This window comes from Ruegeria sp. BG11 (assembly GCF_056538565.1).
This window is the reverse complement of the sequence record NZ_JBQFTH010000003.1, coordinates 210,532-229,714: the sequence shown is the minus strand read 5'-3', so window position 1 is coordinate 229,714 and position 19,183 is coordinate 210,532. Positions and strand designations below refer to the sequence as shown.

Sequence of the window (19,183 nt, the reverse complement as noted above, 5' to 3'; positions counted from 1 at the left end):
TTCCGCAAGCCCGGCGGCGTTGTGTTATAATTTCCTCCAATTGTTGTTGTGTTTTGGAGGTAAATTATGATTTTTCGTTTAGTGGCAGCACTTTGTTTGACCTTCGCTTTGTCCACCGCGAATCCCCAGATTGCCAGGGCAGATGCGGGTGACTTCATTGGCGGCGCTGTTGTCGGAGGGGTGGTTGGCTACGCAATCGGCAAAGATCAGCAAAAGAAGAAAGCGCAGCGCTCGACCACCCGGACATATAGGCCAAGCATTCCATCTACTTCGGAAGGGGCGCAGACGCAAACGGCGCTCAACTATTTTGGCTACAACGCAGGGCGGGTTGATGGTCAGGTGGGTGCCGGCACGCGAGCTGCAATCCAACGGTATCAGGCGTCAATGGGATACCCGGTCAACGGGTATGATTTCCAACCCTATCAGCGCGATTTCCTGATGCAAGCGTATTACTGGGGTACAAGTGGCGGCCAGGCCAGCACTCAGCTTTCCGGTCAGCCTTTGTTGATGGCCTATCGTCGGCAAGTCCAAACGGGCACAGCTGTGGCCGCTGCTCCGCAACCCGCGCCACAACCTGTGGCACCTGTGACTGCAACGGCGGCACCTGCCGAACCGGCGCCCGAACCGGAAGCGACCGAAACTGCCTCCGCAGCCCTGCCAAGCTTGTTTGCGGGCGGTACCGGTGGCCCGTCTCTGGCCAACCGTTGTAGTGCGGTGATGCTGCAAACTTCGACCAATGGCGGCTACACGACGCTGGCGAATATGTCGGACCCAGATTTCGCCCTGAGCGAGCAGTTTTGTCTGGCGCGCAGCTACGCCATGGCGAGGGGTGAGGATCTGATGCAGGACATTCAGGGCCTGACACCGGATCAAGTAGCGGCGCAATGCGAGTCCTATGGTGAGATGCTAGCGCCACAGGTTGTATCGCTGTCGTTGACGTCGAAAGCCGATGCCGAAACGCAGATGCGCAAGCTGGCTCTGGATTCCGGCCTCAGCCCCGAAGACCTTGCCGCGACCAGCAAGGTCTGTCTGGCGATGGGCTACCGTCAGGATAATATGGACAGCGCCGTGGGCTCGGCCCTGATGCTGGTTGCCATGGGTGAACCTGCCTACGGAGAGCTGATCGGCCACCACCTGCGCGAAGGCTTCGGCGTGCAAGAGCGTCGCGATCTGGCAATGCAGTGGTATGACGCAAGCCTGTCCGCGCTGGATGCCGGATCTCAGGCCGTGTTCCTGCCATCACAATCGGATCGCCCGGAATTGCTACGTGCGGCGATGACAAAGACACAGTAGGTCTGGCTGACCTGTTCCGCGGGCGCAAGGATCGCCTGCGGTTTTTTCCAGCGCTGCGATAGCAGGAACTATGATCGAGTACCGCACAGTTCGGCGCAATCCAGCGATGTATGTTTAATTCTCGGCGTCACGCGCTTCTGAATGCGTCAAGATACAATGCCCTTGCGCAAACACCTCAAAGGCGTGCTATTTGACATTGGCGGCCAGCGACATACCCGCTTGTTCCGCCAGCCAATGCGGTGGGCGAGGATACGTCGATCAGGATCGGGCAAATCCCGGCGCCAAGGGTGTGTCAGCGATCCGCAATCGACCCCTTGCCTCGTAATGCTGGCTACGGTTGGTCCACGTTCAAAATCCGTGGGGCATGTACGTGAGTTCGGACGAGCGAAGCCGCGGCAACGCCTGCGATTGCGCCGAACAGATGCGCCTCCCACGAGATGCCGGGCTGGCCGGGCAGAACGCCCCAAAGGATTGATCCGTAAAGCACCCCAACCACCATGGCCACGGCAAGAGTCACAGGCGACCGATCGACCAATCCGCGCGCGACCAGAAAGCCGAACCACCCAAACACCAGCCCGGATGCGCCTATATGGATGGCTGTGTTTCCAAACAGCCAGACCAGCGCTCCGCCCAAAGCGATGATGACGGCGTTCACGACCAACAATGCCCGTGTTGCTGTAGCCGCCAGCAAGGCCCCCATCAGGATCAGCGGAGGCGTGTTAGAAATGAGATGCGGAAAGCTGGCATGCAGAAGTGGCATGCCAAAGATACCGTCCAACCCGGCGATCTGCCTTGGGATCAGCCCGAACGCGAGGTTCAGGCGGTACCCAACCGTCCAATTGAGAACCTGTATCGCCCAAAGCACCGCTATGAAGAGCGCTAGGGCCTTGAACCGCGAAAAAACAACACGTTTACCGTTTTTATCAATCATCTGAAATAGATAATCGTGGCAGTGACAACGATCAATACGCCTTGCAGGATGGTCGGATCAGAGTGTGGGCGCTGACGCGCTCAGGTGGTAAAGACCTCGAAATGGATCTGTTTTTCCCCGATCCCTAGCGCTTCAAGGCCGGATTTCAGGTCGGTCATGAAATCCAACGGACCGCAGAGCAAATACTGAGCGTTGGGACCGGCATTCAATGCAACCAGTTCCTGCGCCGTGATCCGGCCTTTGATGTCAAAATCCTGCCCCGCCATGTCCTGGGCCTCGGGCGCGCTGTAGTAGATCCGTTTCTGTGTGGTCGGGCTGGTAGCAATCAGGTGGTCAACTTCGCCGCGCAGCGCGTGAAATCGTCCGTTGCGCGCGGCGTGTATGAACCAGACCGGACGATCAGGGTGCTGCGCTACAGCCTGATGCATCATGGCGATCATCGGGGTCACGCCAACACCGGCGCTGACGAGGACAAGTGGGCTGTCGCCGGGCGGAATCAGGAAATCCCCGGCTGGTGGTTTGGCCTCGATCACGTCGCCCACTTGCACCATGTCGTGCAGAAAGCGGGATGCCGTGCCGTTAGGCTCGCGTTTCACAGTGATCCTGTAGTGGTCCTCGGTGGGGCTACCGGACAGGGTGTATGTCCTCCGCAGTTTGGTATCACGCGTCGGAATGCTGAGCGCAATCGGCAGGTGTTGCCCCGCCTCAAACGCGGCGGGCGGCCCTCCAAGGGCAGGTCGCAAGTGGAATGAGGTGATCCCCTCTGCCTCGACAACCTTGTCCGAAACAACCAACTGTCTCGATGGGGTCGGCTCAGCCGACCATCTCAGCGACAGCGCGTTTGGTCGGTCGATCACGGCATCGACCTGTACGTCGATCATGCGCAGAATGTTGGGGTCGCGTGCCTCGGCCGGAGCCCAGTCGATCTCGGCCCGCCCGGACAGATGTAGCAGCCCTCCGGTCGCGAAATCGACAAATAGCAACCCGATGCGGGGGTTCTCCAACAGGTTGCCAATCGTGTTGAAGAAGTTGTTGCCGGAATAGTCGGGAATACGTAGACGGTTTGGGCCGACCACGCGGACAAAACCGGGTGTCCCTCCGCGATGAGAGGCATCAAACCCGTTCGACGCCGCGCGTTGCGGACCATGCCGACCAGAGCCGATGAAGAGCGTATCCGAGGCGCTGATACGGGCCATCTGCGCGGGGTTGAGGTGGTCCGATACCACCGCCTCTGCCGGTTTGTTGGCGGGCACCCGCTGCCAGTCGCGTTCATGGATGTACTGAGGGCAGTTGCCAAAGCTCTGGCGAATGTCGATTGCGAAACCGGTGTCGGTTGGACGGGTCCGACCGCTGAACCTATTGCGTCGGCGCGTCGCCAGCTCGATGCCGACAACGCCGATATCAGCCCCTTTTCGCAGGCTTTCTGCCAACGGATCACGAGGGTCGATCACGGTATCAACCGTCAGTCTGCGGGGATCAGGCGAATGAACGAACCCGTTTTCGCCTTCAATGATTGTCGCCCATATGCGGCCTTCTGCATCGCTGGACGCAGCCACCAGAAACGGCTGCGCCTGATAGAAGGCACGATGCTGGTCCGGCAAGTGGTCGCGAATGTACGGAGCGGCCCTGCGGGCTATATCGCCCGCACCCGCCCGCACCTGTGCCGCCAGTTCGCCTGCGTGAAACGGAGTATCCGTGCCAGACATCGTCTTACCTCCTTGTTGTGTGTTTAAAGGCCCAGATCGCTCAGCCCCGGATGGTCGTCCGGGCGACGGCCCAGAGGCCAGTGGAACTTGCGTTCATCCTCTGTGATCGGCAATTCGTTGATGCTGGCAAAGCGGTTGGCCATGTAGCCGTTTTCGTCGAATTCCCAGTTCTCGTTGCCGTAGGCCCGGAACCAGTGTCCGCTGTCATCACGGTATTCATAGGCGTATCGCACCGCGACGCGGTTGCCGTCATGGGCCCAGAGTTCCTTGATCAGGCGATAGTCCAGTTCCTTGTTCCATTTGCGGGTCAGAAACGCCTCGATCTCGGCGCGGCCAACTGGGAATTCGGCCCGATTGCGCCATTTGCTGTCAGGCGAATAGGCCAGCGCGACCTTGGCCGGGTTGCGGCCATTCCAGCCGTCCTCGGCCAGACGGACCTTTTCAATCGCGGTTTCGCGCGTGAAGGGCGGAACAGGGTGGCGGGGGGCTTCTTGTGTCATTGCACGTCTCCGATTGGGTGTTTAGCGCAGACGTTCAGGCGACGAGACCCACGGCCGTGGCTGGCATCGGCTCGAACCCGTCCAGCGCCTCAAACCGGGCGATCCATGCCCGCACATTCGGATAGGGGTCGAGCGAGACGTTCCCCTCAGGCGCGTGCGCGGTGTAGGAGTAGGCGGCGACATCTGCAATGGTCGGTCGGTCGCCAACCAGCCAGTCTCGGCCTTCCAATCCCTTTTCAAGCTTTTGCATCGCCTTGGCTGCGGTTGCGGCGGCAAAATCGACGTCCAGAGGTGCACCAAACACCGTGACCAACCGCGCTGCGGCGGATCCGAATGCGATCTCACCTGCGGCGAGGGTCAGCCAGCGCTGCACCGCCGCTTCGCCCACCGCGTCGGTCGGCATCCAATCAGGCGCGTATTGCCGGGCCAGGTACACTAGGATCGCGTTGGAGTCCGAGACCACAACATCGCCATCCTCAAGCACCGGGACTTGCCCGTTGGGGTTCATCTCCAGAAACTCGGGCGATTTATGCGCGCCTGCGGTCAAATCGACGAAAACGGCCTCATGGGCGATACCGGCCAGCTTGGCAAAGACCAGGGCGCGGTGCGCGTGGCCGGATTTCGGGAAGTGGTGGATACGTACTGCGTTCGACATTTGTCAGCTCCTGTCATGCGCGGAATTGCTTCTGCGGCTATAGATACAGCTTGCCATCATGGGCGATAATGCGCAGTTTTAGGGGATCATTAAGCCCTGGGAGGGCGCAATATACATGGACAAGATCGACCGGATGCGCGCCTTTGCGCTGGTGGCGCAGAATGCCTCGTTCACATTGGCGGCCCAGCGGCTTGGGCGGTCGTCTCGTTTGGTCAGCAAATACGTGGCCGATCTGGAGGAGGCGCTGGGCGTTCAGCTTCTGAACCGAACCACCCGCAGCGTATCCCTGACGGATGCCGGGGCGACCTATTTGGCGATGTGCGAACCGCTTCTGGACGGGTTCGACGAAATGGAGGAGGCGGTGCGTAATGCGCAGACCTCTTTGCGCGGAGTGATACGGATTTCTGCTCCGACAGGGTTTGGCTCACTACGGCTTGCCCCGTCGCTGGCGGCTTTTGTCGAAAAGCACGCTGAGGTCGAAATTGACCTCAACCTTTCAGACCGCCGGGTGTCGATCATCGAAGAAGGTCTGGATTTGGCGATCCGGATCGGGCCGACACGGGACAGTTCGCTTAAGATGCGCCGGTTGGGGCCGATGCCGCTGATTGTGTGCGCGTCTCCGGCCTATCTCGAACGTGCAGGTGTGCCCGCGCATCCAAGTGCCCTTGCCACCCATGAGTGCATTCTGGACGGCAACATGAGCGACCCTGCAGTCTGGCGGTTTGCCCTCGATGGCAACGAGTTGGCGGTGCACGTCAATGGTCGCCTACAGGCCAATGCGCCCGCGGCTTCGGCGCGGCTAGCCGCCGCCGGAGTGGCCGTTGCCAGATGCCCGGCCTACACGGTGGCGGATGCGCTCAGGTCCGGGGAATTGGTCGAGCTGTTCGCCGAACACCGTGTCACACCCTACGTCGTGGCCGCACTTTTCCCGCAAAACCGGCGCCTGACCACGCGGGTCCGCGCGTTGATCGACCATCTGGCAAGCGATGACTTGATCTGCAACGCCGGGGCGTAGTGCCCAAGACCAATGACGCGTAGACCCTTGACCAATCCCTTGCCCCTTGTTTTCGTAGGGTCGAGCGCTAGGCGACCCTCACTGAACTAAGGGGACGCTCGCAGCCGTGGAAGGGATGGTATGGCCGAAATCGAACCTTGGCTAAGCAAGCACGGACTGGCCAAATACGCCAGCGCCTTCGCCGACAATGAGATTGAGCTGGGCGACCTGACCGAGCTGACCGACGAAGACCTCGTGACCATTGGCCTGCCTCTTGGGCCACGGCGGCGGTTCATGAAGGCGGTACGCGCAACCACTGATGGCAACGCCCGGCCGCAAAACACGGCGCTGGGCGCGTCGATTGTGGCCGAACGCCGTCAGCTGACGGTCATGTTCATTGATCTGGTCGGCTCGACCGAGATTTCGCAACGGGTCGATCCCGAGGATCTGGCCGAGGTTCTGCGGCTGTTCAAAGAGACTTGCGCGGCTTCGGTCGCGGATTTCGATGGTCAGATTGCAAGCTACTACGGCGACGGGATCATGGTGTTCTTCGGGTTCCCGCTGGCCCATGAAGAAGACCCTGAGCGCGCCATTCGCGCCGGCTTGCGTATCATCCGTGAAGTGCCCGAAATCCGCACTCACGCAAAACTCCAGGTGCGGATCGGGATCGCCACCGGTCTGGTCGTGGTTGGCGATTTGCGCGGTGAGAAGATGTTCGAAGACGGCACCGCGATGGGTGAGACACCCAATCTGGCCGCTCGTCTTCAGGCGATGGCGGAACCCGGCACCATGATCGTGTCACCTCGGACGCACCAGTTGGCCGGTGGCGTCTTCGATTATGTGCTGCAAGGGTCCTTCAAGTTGAAAGGGTTCACGAAAGAAGTTGAGGCTTGGCAAGTGACCGGCGCGCGCGACACGGACAGCCGTTTCAGACGTGTTGAAGGTGCCTCGCTCGGCCCTCTAATCGGTCGCATGACGGAATACGAGACGCTCAGCGACAAGTGGAAGCTGGCTAGTGAGGGCGAAGGTCAGATCGTTCTGGTGTCCGGAGAGCCGGGGATCGGGAAATCGCGCCTGATCGAGGAGTTGCGGCAGAAAGCCCCTCAAGGCGCGCATGAGCAAATCCGGCTGCAATGTTCGCCGTACCATTTTGCCAGTTCGTTTTATCCGATCATCCGGCGGCTTCACCATGTTGCCGACCTGAGGTCTGAAGACTCGGATGAGGCAAAACTGGACAAGATATCATCGGTTTTGAAAGATTCCTCAGATCAGGTTTTGCGATTGGCCGCGTCGCTTTTGTCGGTCCCGTTCGAGGATCGCTTGGGGCCGCTGACCCTGACACCGCAGCAGATCATGGATCAGACAAATGAGATGTTGCTGGACCATTTGCTGGCCGATGTATCCGAAAAGCCGGTTTTGCTGTTGTTTGAGGACGCGCATTGGCTCGACCCGACGACAAAGGCCCTGATGGATCGGCTTGTGAACCGTCTTAGGGATCTTCCGGTGATGGTCGTGATGACCTTCCGGCCGGAATTTGACCCAGGTTGGGCGTTGCAATCCAATCTGACCAAAGTAGTCCTCAGGCAGCTTGATTTTCAGGACGTTAAACGCATCGCAAATGAGGTCGCGCAAGGCCAGGACATCCCCGACGCCATGTACGAACTGGTGGCGGCCCGATCCGATGGCGTGCCGCTTTACGTGGAAGAGGTGACGAAGGATCTGTTGGAAGCAGGCGATATGCCCGATGCTCCAATCGCCCGCGCCAGCGGAGGGGCCTCTGCGGCAAGCTCGGTTCCCAGTGCCTTGCAAGATGCTTTGATGGCACGTTTGGACCGCCTGAGCTCGGCCAAGGAAGTGGCGCAAATCGGGGCTGTGATCGGGCCTCAGTTCTCGTACCCGTTGATCTCGAAAGTGTCGCGTTTTAGCGATATCGTTCTGCGCTCCGGCTTGGACCTGTTGGTTGAGGCTGGCATCGTCACGACTTCAGGAGATGACGAGTTGCAGACCTTCAGCTATCGCCACGCCCTGATCCGCGACACCGCTTATAACAGTCTTCTGAAAACCGAACGCCGGATTCTGCACGAACGGGTTGCCAAGACGCTGGACCAGAAAACCTCAGCGGTCGAGGATGCAGGCCCGGAAGTCCTGGCTCATCACTATACCCTTGCTGGGATGGTGGATGAGGCGATCGACTGTCGCTATCTGGCCGGTCAGCGCGCCGTCAAACGCTCGGCCAATACCGAGGCGAATACGCAGCTGTCCCTGGCGCTTGATCTGCTGGGCGACCAGGCGACCAGTACTGAGCGTGACAAGAGAGAGATCGAGATACAGACTTTGCGCGCGGGGGTGCTGCGCTCGACCGCAGGTATCGCCGCGGATGAAACCGGTTCAACTTATGCGCGGATACGGGACTTGTGCGAACGCATGGATGAGACAGAGAACCTGTTCCCGGTCCTCAACGGCCTCTATTCCTTTCACTTAGTTCGGGGTGAGTATGATTTGGCACGGGTCGTGGCGCGGCAACTTCTGGACTTGGCGGAAACATCAGGCGAAACGCAACATCAGATGGTGGCCCATCGGGCGATGGGCGCGGTGCTGTTTCATATCGGAGAGCTGGACCCCGCCCACGCGCATCTCGAACAGGCGTTGGCGCTGTACCGCCCCGACCGCGATGCGCATCTGGCCTATGTCTATGGATCCGACCACGCGGCCATAACCTCTTGCTTCCTGAGCCTCGCCACCTGGATGCGCGGTGAGCCGGACAAGGCGCTGGAAATACAGACTGAGGCGGTTGAGGCTGCCCGCGACCTTGAACATGCCCATAGCGTGGCGCAGGCTCTGACTTACCTGTGCATGCTGCATCTTCTGCGCCGCGACCCGGTCGCTGTGACCCGGGAGATGGAGCAACTGGAAGAGCTGTCGAGCAAGCACGCGTTCACCTTCATGACCCTGACAGCCAATGTCTGGAGAAGCTGGGTCAAGGCCTACGCATCCCCTGGCGCGGACACCATCAAGGACCTCAAAAGGGCGACGGATGCATGGTGGGCCAGCGGAGCGGGAAATCACAAACCGTTCTTCATGACACTGATTGCTGAAGTCACGCTTGCCATGGGCGACCGCGAAGGTGCTTTGGCCGCTTTGGCGGAAGCGCGTGAACATCAGCGATTGACCAACGAGGGGTGGGCACAGGCAGAAACCGACCGGGTTTATGCGCTGGCGAAATCCTCGACCAGTCCCGCTGAGGCGGAATTCCGACAAGCTTTGTCCCGCGCACAGGACCAGAAGGCGCGGATGTTTGCCCTGCATACGGCCATAGATTTCTCCCGGACATGCGAGCGGTTTCACTGCGCGGCTATTGCAGACTCAGAGCTTCAAGCGGCGACTGAGGCGATTTCGGGCGGGGACCAAACGGTTGAGATGCGCCTCGCTCGTGAATTGTTGGCTGGGGCGGAAACGGCCTAGGCGCGCATCCGTACGTGTTCAGGATCATAGGGTGAGGCAAGGATGACCTGCGCGTCGACCAAATCGCCGTACATGTCGATCAGCGCACTGGTGCCTTCGCCCGCCAGCTCGGGATCAATGAACGCGTAGGCGAGGTTCTGCCCGACCCGATGACCCCAATCGCCCGAGGTGACGGTGCCAACCACAGTGTCGCCATGCATCAACGAAGCCCCGCCATGGGCGGGTGCGTGGGTTGCGTCGATCTGCAGCGTCACGAGTTGCTTGCGTTTGCCGCTGGCGCGGCGTTCCAACAGGGCCTCCTTGCCGATGAACTCACCTTTGTTCAGGTTTACGAACCGATCCAAGCCGGTCTCATATGGGTCGAATTCCGTGAGGATGTCGGATTTCCAATGCAGAAAACCCTTTTCCATCCGCATAGATTCCACCGCACGCGCGCCAAACAGCTTCATGTCATGGGCCTCGCCCGCCGCGCGCAAGGCAAGAAAGGCCGCGTAGAGTGAGGCGTTGGGGACGTGGATTTCATAGGCCAACTCGCCTGAGAAGCTGACACCCATGACCGTGGCCGGGGCGAACCCGACGAAACATTCGCGCACGGACAGCCAAGGGAAGGCCTCTTTCGACCAGTCGCCGCGCGCGCAGGAGGACAGGACATCGCGGGCCTTGGGGCCAGCCAGAACCAGAATGGTCTGGTCATTGGTCAAGGAGCGGATCTGAACATTCTCATCCTTACGAATGTGCTGGGTCAGCCAATCCATGTCGTGATATTCGCTGGCCGCAGCCGAGCCGTACCACACACGCTCTGGCCCCCGATCCGAGGCCGGTAGGTTTGCCACGGTCGCTTCGGCTTTGACCATGCCGTGATGGTTCAGCAGATACCCCAGACCAACGCGGCCATCGCGTTTGGTGACCGTCCCACAGAACATACGATCGAGGAAGCTGTGGCGATCAGTGCCGGTGATCTCGAACCGGTTAAAGCCGTTGACTTCGCACAGGCCAACATTCTCCTGCACATTCTTCACGTCTGCGGCGACGATGCCGAACGCCTCATCGAAGTCGAAGGTGAGCGTCGGGTGAAAATCGGGTGATGGCTTGATGTAGTCCATCCGCTCCCACCCGTTCACGACGGTAAACTCGGCCCCTTCTGCCGCCAGTACGAGCGTCAGCGGGCTTGTCTTGGCCGGTCGACCGGCGGGGCGATGTTCATGCGGGAAGTGAAAGCGGAATTCGTTCTGATAGTCCTCGATCGCTTTCAGGGAGGTCAGTTCAACATTCGTATGCCCGGTGAACCGGCGCGGATCAAGGCACCATGTGTCATAACATGCTTCACCATGCACGATCTGCTGCGCCAGCAGCCAGCCATGGCCGCCGCCCTCGCCCAGCCCTGCGCGCAGGCCGATGATGCAGAAGGCGTTGCGTTTACCGGGAATCGGTCCGACTAGTGGCGCTCCGTCGATTGTATAGGTGATCGGCCCGTTCACGATGGACCGAATGCCGGTTTCTTCCAATGCTGGCATCCGCTCGAACGCTCCGGCAAGAACGTCCATGACGCGTTCCAGATCGTCGGGGCAGAGGGCGTTTACAAAGTTCGGGTCTATCCCGTCCATGCCCCAGGTTTTGCAGTCCTGTTCATAGAACCCGACCAGCAGCCCGCCCTTTTCCTGCCGGCAGTAATAATCGCTGATTGGGCAGCGCAGCAGCGGCATCCGGTGACCGGCTTCGGCAATACCAGGGATATCCTCGGTCAGGAAATACTGATGCTCCATCGAGGCGACGGGATGGTGAACCCCCATCATCGCGCCCACTTCGTTCACGCGGTAGCCACAAGCATTGACGACGATGTCACAATCAATGTCGCCATGTTCCGTATGCACGGTCCAAGTGTCATCCTTGTGCTGGGTCAGCGCGGTGACCGGCGTATTGCGATAGACCTCGGCGCCAGCTTTGCGAGCGTGGTAGGCCAACGCCTGACACAGCTGGGCCGGGTCGATGTCACCGTCCAGAGGGTCCCACAATCCACCCAGCAGGTTGGTGGTCGAAATCAGAGGGTGACGGCGGGCGCATTCCTCGGCGTCGATCACCTCAAAATGCACCCCCATCCCACGCGCCATCGAGGCGAAGTGGCGGTAACCCTTTATCTGCGCTTCGGTATTGGCCAGTCGGATGCCGCCATCGGCGTGGTGGTAGTTGATCGGATATTCGGGGTTTTCGGAGAGTTCTTTGTAAAGGTTGATCGAATGCGTCTTCAGCCCGACCATGGTCTGGTTCATACCGAAATTCGTCACCTGCGCCGCCGAATGCCATGTGGTACCGCTAGTCAGTTCGTTCCGCTCGACCAGAACCACGTCGCTCCAGCCTTCCTGTGTCAGGTGGTAGAGCGTAGAGCAACCAGCAATGCCGCCGCCGATGACAACAACTTTGGTACGGGATTTCATGACGGTTGAGCCTCCGGAGTTCGCTTGCCCTGCATACGAAGTATGTTTGTCACCATGTGCAATTGTAGAGCGATATATTGAGACATTATAAAAATTAGAAATCTATTTTTTCGAAGTAAAATAGATGATCTTGCGCCACGGGCAACAATTCCTCTTGCTTGATGCCACAAACCCCCTATTTCAAAGGATTGGGAATGGCTGGACAGCGTAGCAAGCGAGGTGGGCGCGAAGGGCGTCTGGCACAACGAGCAGCCAAGCCCATGTTTGATCCATGCCCGCCCGGTCAGATCGGCGGGATGTACAAGCCGCTCAGCGAAGCCGACCTGCGCCGCATCTATGATACTGCCCTCGATTTGCTTGAGAAACTGGGTATCGGAGAGGCGCCGGACAGATTGCGTAACGATCTGTTGGCCGTGGGTGCCGTGGACAACGGCAAAGGACGGGTTCTGTTCCCGCCCGAGCTTGTTGAAGAGGCGATTGATCAAGCCGCAAAGACCTTCACTTTACATGGCCGCGATCCCAAAAGGTCGATCGAGGTTGGTGGCAACAAAGTGTATTTCGGAACCGGCGGCGCGGCTGTGCAGACTCTTGATATGGAAAGCGCGCTCTATCGGCCTTCGACCCTGAAGGACCTCCATGACTTTGCACGACTACAGGACACGTTGGCCAATATCAGTTGGTTTACACGTTGCTGCGTGGCGACCGATGTGCCGGACAATTTCGATCTGGATGTGAACACTGTTTTCGCGCTACTCAAGAACACGACCAAACCGACGGCGACGTCGTTCACGCTGGCCGAATATGTCGCTCCGATAGTCGAGATGTTGGACATCGCTGCGGGAGGGCCTGGAGAATTTGCCAAACGCCCGTTCATGAAAGCGCATATCAGCCCGATGATATCTCCCATGCGCTATGGCGAAGATGCGGTGGATGTCACCTACGCATGCATCAAACACAACATTCCGATCTCATGCATCACAGCGGCGCAGGCCGGAGCGACGGCGCCTGCGACCTTGGCGGGGTTTCTGGCGCAATCATTGGCGGAAACATTGGCGGCCCTATTGATGGTCCACGCAATTCAGCCTGGTTTTCCGATGGTGTTCTCGAACTGGCCTCTGGTCATCGACCTGCGCACCGGGGCATTTTCCGGTGGCAGCGGAGAGACAGCGGTTTTGAATGCCGCGTCGGCGCAGCTGTCCAATTGGCTTGGTTTGCCGTCTGGCGTGGCCTGTTCGATGACCGACGCCAAGGCAATAGATGCGCAATATGGGATGGAGAAAGGTATTACCTCAATGGCTGCGGCCTTGGCGGGAGGGAACCTGATCTACGAAAGCTCGGGCATGACTGCATCGTTGTTGGGGGCCAGTTTCGAGGCTTTCGTGCTGGATGATGAGATGCACTCCAACACCTATCGCGCCTTGCGCGGGGTCGAGGTGACGGACGAGAACCTCGGGTTCGATGCGATTTGTGATGCCGTTCTGGGTGATGGGCACTTCTTGGGGGGCCAGCACACTCATGCTGCGATGGAACGGGATTACTTCTATCCCACACTTGCTGACCGAGCAGAGCCGCGCATATGGGCCGAAAATGGCGCGCAAGATGCATGGGGTAGGGCAAGGGCCCGCGCGGGCGAGATTCTTCGCGACCACAAGCCTTCTTACCTGACGCCCGAACAGGATGAGGCTATCCGGTCTCGGTTCAATATTCTGATCTGATCATTCCACCAGTTTGAAGCTATCCGCCAGCCAAGGCGATTTCTCATATTGCGCAGTCAAAGCGTGATCTCGGATCAGTGCGCGCATCTTGCCATCTATCAGGTCCAAAACGGACCGCGAACAATCGGGTGTAGAGACAATCGCAAGCGTGCGGGCAAAGCTTTTGCCCGGAAACTTGTGCATGCTGAGATTTGGGTGAAACCTTTTGGCACGCGAGAACAGCAAAGGGGTGGTGATGGTCCAGCCCGCACCGGCGGCGACCATCGCCATTAAAGTCTGGTTGTTGCTGCATTCGAAATTGGACTGCGGTGAAAGCCCCAGCCGTCGCATTTGGGACTCGATCTGCCGGGCGATGATCAGATTGCCGGAAAACCGCAAGAACGGCAGTTTGGTGCGCCCTTCGACAATGTCCGAAAGGGATTTCTCGCTGAACCGAGGGAGGACCACCACAAACGGGTCTCGTAGTAGGGGGCGATCCTGTAGGTCCCTCAGCCGTTCCTCTGGGGTGGTCGTGATCCCTAGATCAAGATGCCGGTTGCGCAGCATCTCGACAATCGCGTGGCTGGAATCGGTATGGTACATGAAATCGCAGCTCGGCATATGGCCCGAAAGAAAGACGGCGAGCTCTGGGATAATATCGCTGTCGAAATCTTCGATTGTGCCGATCCTGAGGTAACTCGCCTCGGCTATATTTCCGGCAGATGCTTCGGCCTTGGCCTTGCGGATGGCATAGAGCGCGTCACTGATATTGCGCAGAAAGACCTGCCCTTTTGGCGTCAGAACCATCGGCCTGCGCGCGTGGTTGAACAGCTCGACCCCAAGGTGGTCTTCGAGATTGCGCAAGTGATGCGAGACGGTGCTGATGGTCAGGCCGGTCTCTTCAGCTGCGGCCTGAAGCGATCCTTTCTGGGCACAGATCTGAAACAACTCCAAGCCTTTTAGGTTCAGGTCCTTGGTGGCGGAATGGCGGGACATGTTTCCTCGGCGCGAACTCGGCGTGAATTAGCTACAATGATTTGAAATTATTGTTGGTAAATTATCAAATCAACGAAAAGCCGCACCCACCAACCGGAACGCCCCAATCTTCTCGTGTTGCAGATGACACAACAGCGTGAAGATGCGGTATTCTTTTTCCTTTTCTCCGCTTCGTTCTTTATTCGTATCCAAGCAAAATGCCACGGTCCTGCGGATGTCGTGAAAACAGGTAGTGAGGCAACTCAGGTTGGAAAACGGCCTTCTCTTTTCAATTCTACCCAATGCCACGGCATGTAAAAACTGCGTCTTCGTGCCAACCGTAAACAGCCCGGAGGCCAACCATGCTTGATACTCGCATCCGCCCTCTGATCGATCCGCCGCTGAACGCGATTGGGCGGGGGTTGGCGGCGCGTGGTGTCTCGGCTGATTTTGTGACACTGGCGGGTCTGGGGTTCGGCCTGTTTGCAGCTGGGGCGATTATTCTGGGTTTGCAGGTTCTGGCCGTCCTGTTCATCCTGCTGTCGCGCCTGGCGGATGGTCTGGATGGTGCAATCGCGCGCGCTGGGCGCAAGACCGACTTTGGCGGCTATCTCGATATCACCTGTGATTTTCTGTTCTACGGCGCAATTCCAATGGCGTTTGTCTGGGCGGACCCGTCGGCAAATGCCATGGCCGGGGCATGGCTGCTGGTCAGCTTCTACTTTAACGGCGCGACCTTTCTGGGCTATGCGATCCTGGCCGAAAAACGCGGGTTTGAGACGCAGAAACACGGTGCAAAGTCGCTCTACTTCACTGGTGGTCTTCTGGAAGGCACTGAAACCATTGCCTTCTTCATCGCAATTTGCCTGTTGCCCAACTGGTTCGGCCCGATGGCATGGGCGTTTGGCGCGGTTTGCTTTGTCACCGCCATTTCGCGCATCCTGTTGGCGCGGCAGGTCTTCACTCACTCGGAATAAACGCAAGGAAAACCCATGAAACATCTATTTGCTGCCCTCTGCGCGGCGCTGGCCGGAACAGCATGGGCTGAACCTGATCCCGCAAACTGGCAGGACGTTCTGGATGAGGCCAATGGCCAGACCGTCTATTGGAACGCATGGGGTGGTTCGACCACGATCAATGACTTCATCGAATGGGTCGGAAACCGCGTCGAAGAGGAACATGGCGTCAAGCTTGAGCATGTGAAACTCACCGATACCGCTGACGCGGTAAGCCGGGTGATTGCCGAGAAGTCTGCGGGTCAGGACAAAGATGGAGCGATTGATCTGATCTGGATCAACGGTGCCAATTTCAGTGCCATGAAAGAGGCAGATCTTTTGTTCGGCCCCTTTGCTGAGGCTCTGCCCAACTGGCGGTTCGTGGATGTGGACGGCAAGACCGTCACCACAGATTTCACCGTCCCGACCGAAGGGTATGAAAGCCCTTGGGCCATAGCGCAGGTCGTGTTCATCTATGACAGCGAAGTTCTGCCCAACCCCCCCAAATCCGCCGAGGCAATTCGCGAATGGGCGGCTGCGAACCCGGGTCGGTTCACGTTTCCTCAGCCCCCTGACTTTCTGGGAACGACGTTCCTGAAACAGATGCTGATCGAATTGGTCGAGGACCCAACCATCCTGCAGCAGCCCGCCGGCGACGACTATGCGCAGGTGACGGCACCATTGTGGGACTGGCTGCAGGATGTAACTCCGGACCTCTGGCGTGCAGGTCGCGCCTATCCGCAAACCGGGCCAAGCCAACTGCAGCTGATCAATGATGGAGAGGTCGACATGGCGATCAGTTTCTCTCCGGGTGAGGCGACAACGGCCATTGCCAACCAGCAGCTGCCGGAAAGCGCGCGGACTTTCGTTCTGGAGGACGGAACACTGGGCAATGCCAGCTTTGTTGCGATCCCCTACAATGCCTCGGCCAAGGCGGGTGCCATGGTCGTTGCAGATTTCCTAATGAGCCCCGAGGCGCAGCTGCGCGCGCAGGACCCAGATCTGTTGGGTTTTAGCACCGTGCTGGACATGGCCGCCCTTTCGGCGGAGGACCGCGCAGGCTTCGACGCTTTGGAGCTGGGCGCGGCAACCTTGTCGCCCGCTGAGCTTGGCCAAGCCCTGCCGGAGCCGCATCCCAGCTGGATGACCCGGATCGAAGCGGATTGGGCCGAGCGTTACGGCGTTGGCAACTGATCGCAGCCCCGGCAAACGATGGGAGCTGGCACCGACGCTGACGATAGCATTGCTGCTGGGTCCCATCGCAGCTGGGCTTTTGGGAACGATCCTCCCGGCCTTCGGAGGCATGCGCCCGGACGGGCAAAACGGGTTTTCATTTTATCCGTGGACGCGCCTCTGGGCCGAGCCGGGCGTGGGCAAAGCCCTCTGGCTGTCGTTCAAAACCGGTTTCCTTTCGACACTTGGGGCGCTGATCGGGTGTTTTCTGCTGATCGCAGGTTGGCAGGGCACACGCGTGTTTTCGCGGCTTGAGACGCTGCTGTCGCCCCTTTTGTCAGTCCCCCATGCGGCGGCCGCGCTGGGGCTGGCGTTCCTGATTGCACCATCGGGGTGGATTGCGCGGTTGATCTCGCCCGGTTTGACGGGATGGACCCGCCCTCCGGACGTGTTGATCCTGCAAGACCCCGGAGGGTGGTCATTGATTGCGGGGCTATTGATCAAAGAGCTGCCCTTCCTGCTGTTGATGTCACTGGCCGCGCTGCCCCAGATCAAATCGGCCGAGCGGTTGCGCGTGACGCAAGTGCTGGGCTACGGCAGGGTCCGAGGGTGGTTCTTGGCCGTGATGCCCGCGCTCTACACGCAGATCCGGCTGCCGATCTATGCGGTCCTGGCCTATGCGATGTCGAATGTGGATGTCGCGATGGTTCTGGGGCCGTCGCGCCCGCCGACGCTGTCCATGTTCATCCTGCGCTGGATGACGGACCCCGATTTGGCCATGCGCGCGCCCGCTGCTGCGGCTGCCTTGGTTCAGTTGGGGCTGGTGGCGGCGGCCATCATGGTCTGGCGAGGTGGTGAAAGGGCCGTGGCCGCGCTGATCAACCGTGGTGTGGAAAGCGGAACGCGCGGCATGGGCTTGCGCGACACCGCCCTTAGAACCCTTGGCCTCGTGGTGTCACTCACGGCGGGGATCGCGGTGTTCGGCGGGCTGATCGGCCAGTTCATCTGGTCCTTCGCCGGACGTTGGAGGTTTCCCGATGCGCTACCGAGCAGCTTCAGTCTGATGTCCTGGGAGCGCCACGGCCCGGACGCGGTAGAGGTCACCGTGGTCACCTTGGCACTGGCGTTTGCCACCGCACTGATCGCTTTGGTTCTGGTGATCGGCTGCCTGAACGCAGAACTTCGCACCCGGCGCAAGATGAACAAGACAGGTATGGTGATCCTGTACCTACCGCTCATCCTGCCTCAGATCGCTTTTCTGCCGGGCCTGCAGATCCTGATGATCCAGATCGGAGCGGCGCAGGGCATCCTTCCCGTGATCCTGACCCACTTGGTCTTCGTTCTGCCCTATGTGTTTCTGGCCCTGGCAGGCCCCTACCGCGCGCTCGACCGCCGCTATGCGACAATCGGGGCCGCTATGGGGCTGGGACCGGTCGGAGTGCTTTGGCGTATCCGGCTGCCTATGTTGCTAGCTCCGATCTTGACGGCGCTTGCGGTGGGGATGGCGGTGTCAGTCGGCCAATATCTGGCCACTCTTCTGGCCTCGGGCGGGCGGTTGAACACGTTGACGACCGAGGCTCTGGCCCTGTTCTCAGGCGGCGATCGCCGTGCGATAGGGGTCTGGACCATCGCGCTGGCGTTCACGGCATGGCTGCCGTTTCTGCTGGCCTTGATGATCCCCAGAATTGTCTATCGCAACAAAAGCGGACTACGCCATGATTGAACAGGGCCTCTCACTGGATCAGCTTTCGATCTCTCATGCCGATGGCAGAGGACTGGCGCAGCTATCAGCTGACATTGCGCCCGGAGAGGTTCTGAGCCTGATGGGGCCGTCCGGGGTTGGGAAATCCACCATTCTTGCAGCGATCACCGGAACTTTGTCGCCCGCCTTTCGTCTTGAAGGGCGCATAGCGTTGAATGGGCGGGTTCTGAATGCCCTGCCGTCTCAGAAGCGGCGCGTGGGGATCCTGTTTCAGGACCACCTGTTGTTCCCACACCTGTCTGTTGGTCAGAATGTCGGCTTTGGTCTGCCGCCCCGTACCCCGGACCGGGCCGCGCGCATTCAGGCCGCCCTGTCCGAGATCGGGCTGGACGGGTTTGAAACCCGCGATCCCGAGACCCTGTCCGGAGGTCAGCGCGCCCGAGTGGCTCTGATGCGGATGCTTCTGGCGGAGCCCGATGCCTTGCTTTTGGATGAGCCTTTCTCGCGCCTCGATGTCGGTCTCCGGGACAAAATGCGGGACCTCGTCTTTGCCCGAGCCGGCGCGGCGCGGCTGCCAGTTTTGTTGGTGACCCATGACATCGCCGATGCCGATGCCGCAGGAGGCAGGGTTGTGACTCTGCCTCAATAGCGGTTTTGGTCGAGATGTTCGG

At 59.5% G+C, this 19,183-nt stretch carries 14 protein-coding genes; 8 read left to right on the top strand and 6 right to left on the bottom strand.

Features of this window, described 5'->3' with window-relative positions; genetic code table 11:
- Nucleotides 1–66 precede the first annotated feature (66 nt).
- Entirely contained in the window at nt 67–1,293 is a 1,227-nt protein-coding gene (locus tag ACR0JF_RS07110; RefSeq protein WP_170659411.1) for a peptidoglycan-binding domain-containing protein, read from the top strand.
- 331 nt (nt 1,294–1,624) lie between these two features.
- Here ACR0JF_RS07110 and ACR0JF_RS07105 read toward each other — a convergent pair whose 3' ends face one another.
- The 4 genes from ACR0JF_RS07105 to ACR0JF_RS07090 form a co-directional block, all read right to left on the bottom strand.
- Complete coding sequence (locus ACR0JF_RS07105; protein WP_170659410.1) at nt 1,625–2,224, bottom strand: rhomboid family intramembrane serine protease; 600 nt, start codon at nt 2,222–2,224, stop codon at nt 1,625–1,627.
- A gap of 80 nt (nt 2,225–2,304) precedes the next feature.
- Nucleotides 2,305–3,930, bottom strand: a complete 1,626-nt coding sequence (locus ACR0JF_RS07100; protein ID WP_170659409.1) for an FAD-binding oxidoreductase — start codon at nt 3,928–3,930, stop codon at nt 2,305–2,307.
- Between the two features lie 23 nt (nt 3,931–3,953).
- Nucleotides 3,954–4,430, bottom strand: coding sequence for a nuclear transport factor 2 family protein (locus ACR0JF_RS07095; RefSeq protein WP_170659408.1), 477 nt, complete (start codon nt 4,428–4,430; stop codon nt 3,954–3,956).
- Between the two features lie 34 nt (nt 4,431–4,464).
- Nucleotides 4,465–5,085: a glutathione S-transferase gene (locus tag ACR0JF_RS07090; RefSeq protein WP_170659407.1), complete on the bottom strand. Its 621-nt coding sequence runs from the start codon at nt 5,083–5,085 to the stop codon at nt 4,465–4,467.
- A gap of 115 nt (nt 5,086–5,200) precedes the next feature.
- Here ACR0JF_RS07090 and ACR0JF_RS07085 point away from each other — a divergent pair, with 115 nt between their 5' ends.
- Nucleotides 5,201–6,100 carry a LysR family transcriptional regulator gene (locus ACR0JF_RS07085; protein WP_170659406.1) on the top strand — a complete coding sequence of 300 codons (900 nt, stop codon included), beginning with the start codon at nt 5,201–5,203 and terminating at the stop codon, nt 6,098–6,100.
- 120 nt (nt 6,101–6,220) lie between these two features.
- Nucleotides 6,221–9,541, top strand: a complete 3,321-nt coding sequence (locus ACR0JF_RS07080) for an AAA family ATPase (RefSeq protein ID WP_170659405.1) — start codon at nt 6,221–6,223, stop codon at nt 9,539–9,541.
- Here the strand turns inward: ACR0JF_RS07080 and ACR0JF_RS07075 are convergent.
- A complete protein-coding gene (locus ACR0JF_RS07075) occupies nt 9,538–11,973 on the bottom strand; it encodes a GcvT family protein (RefSeq protein ID WP_170659404.1) in 2,436 nt (811 codons plus the stop codon). The genes ACR0JF_RS07080 and ACR0JF_RS07075 overlap by 4 nt on opposite strands.
- Nucleotides 11,974–12,167: 194 nt before the next feature.
- On the opposite strand from ACR0JF_RS07075, the gene ACR0JF_RS07070 reads away from it, so the two are divergent.
- The gene (locus ACR0JF_RS07070; RefSeq protein WP_170659403.1) at nt 12,168–13,688 is read left to right on the top strand and encodes a trimethylamine methyltransferase family protein; all 1,521 of its coding nucleotides are present in this window, start codon (nt 12,168–12,170) and stop codon (nt 13,686–13,688) included.
- Here ACR0JF_RS07070 and ACR0JF_RS07065 read toward each other — a convergent pair whose 3' ends face one another.
- Entirely contained in the window at nt 13,689–14,663 is a 975-nt protein-coding gene (locus ACR0JF_RS07065) for a LysR family transcriptional regulator (protein WP_170659402.1), read from the bottom strand. It lies immediately after the preceding gene.
- Nucleotides 14,664–15,004: 341 nt separating this feature from the next.
- On the opposite strand from ACR0JF_RS07065, the gene ACR0JF_RS07060 reads away from it, so the two are divergent.
- The 4 genes from ACR0JF_RS07060 to ACR0JF_RS07045 are packed head-to-tail and all read left to right on the top strand — an operon-like array spanning nt 15,005 to nt 19,161.
- Nucleotides 15,005–15,619, top strand: a complete 615-nt coding sequence (locus ACR0JF_RS07060) for a CDP-alcohol phosphatidyltransferase family protein (protein ID WP_170659401.1) — start codon at nt 15,005–15,007, stop codon at nt 15,617–15,619.
- 15 nt (nt 15,620–15,634) lie between these two features.
- A complete protein-coding gene (locus ACR0JF_RS07055; protein WP_170659400.1) occupies nt 15,635–16,831 on the top strand; it encodes an ABC transporter substrate-binding protein in 1,197 nt (398 codons plus the stop codon).
- On the top strand, nt 16,821–18,533 hold the full coding sequence (locus ACR0JF_RS07050) for an ABC transporter permease (protein WP_480669054.1): 1,713 nt from the start codon (nt 16,821–16,823) through the stop codon (nt 18,531–18,533). Before ACR0JF_RS07055 ends, ACR0JF_RS07050 begins: the two co-directional genes overlap by 11 nt.
- Nucleotides 18,529–19,161, top strand: coding sequence for an ATP-binding cassette domain-containing protein (locus tag ACR0JF_RS07045; protein WP_480669099.1), 633 nt, complete (start codon nt 18,529–18,531; stop codon nt 19,159–19,161). Before ACR0JF_RS07050 ends, ACR0JF_RS07045 begins: the two co-directional genes overlap by 5 nt.
- Nucleotides 19,162–19,183: the final 22 nt, after the last annotated feature.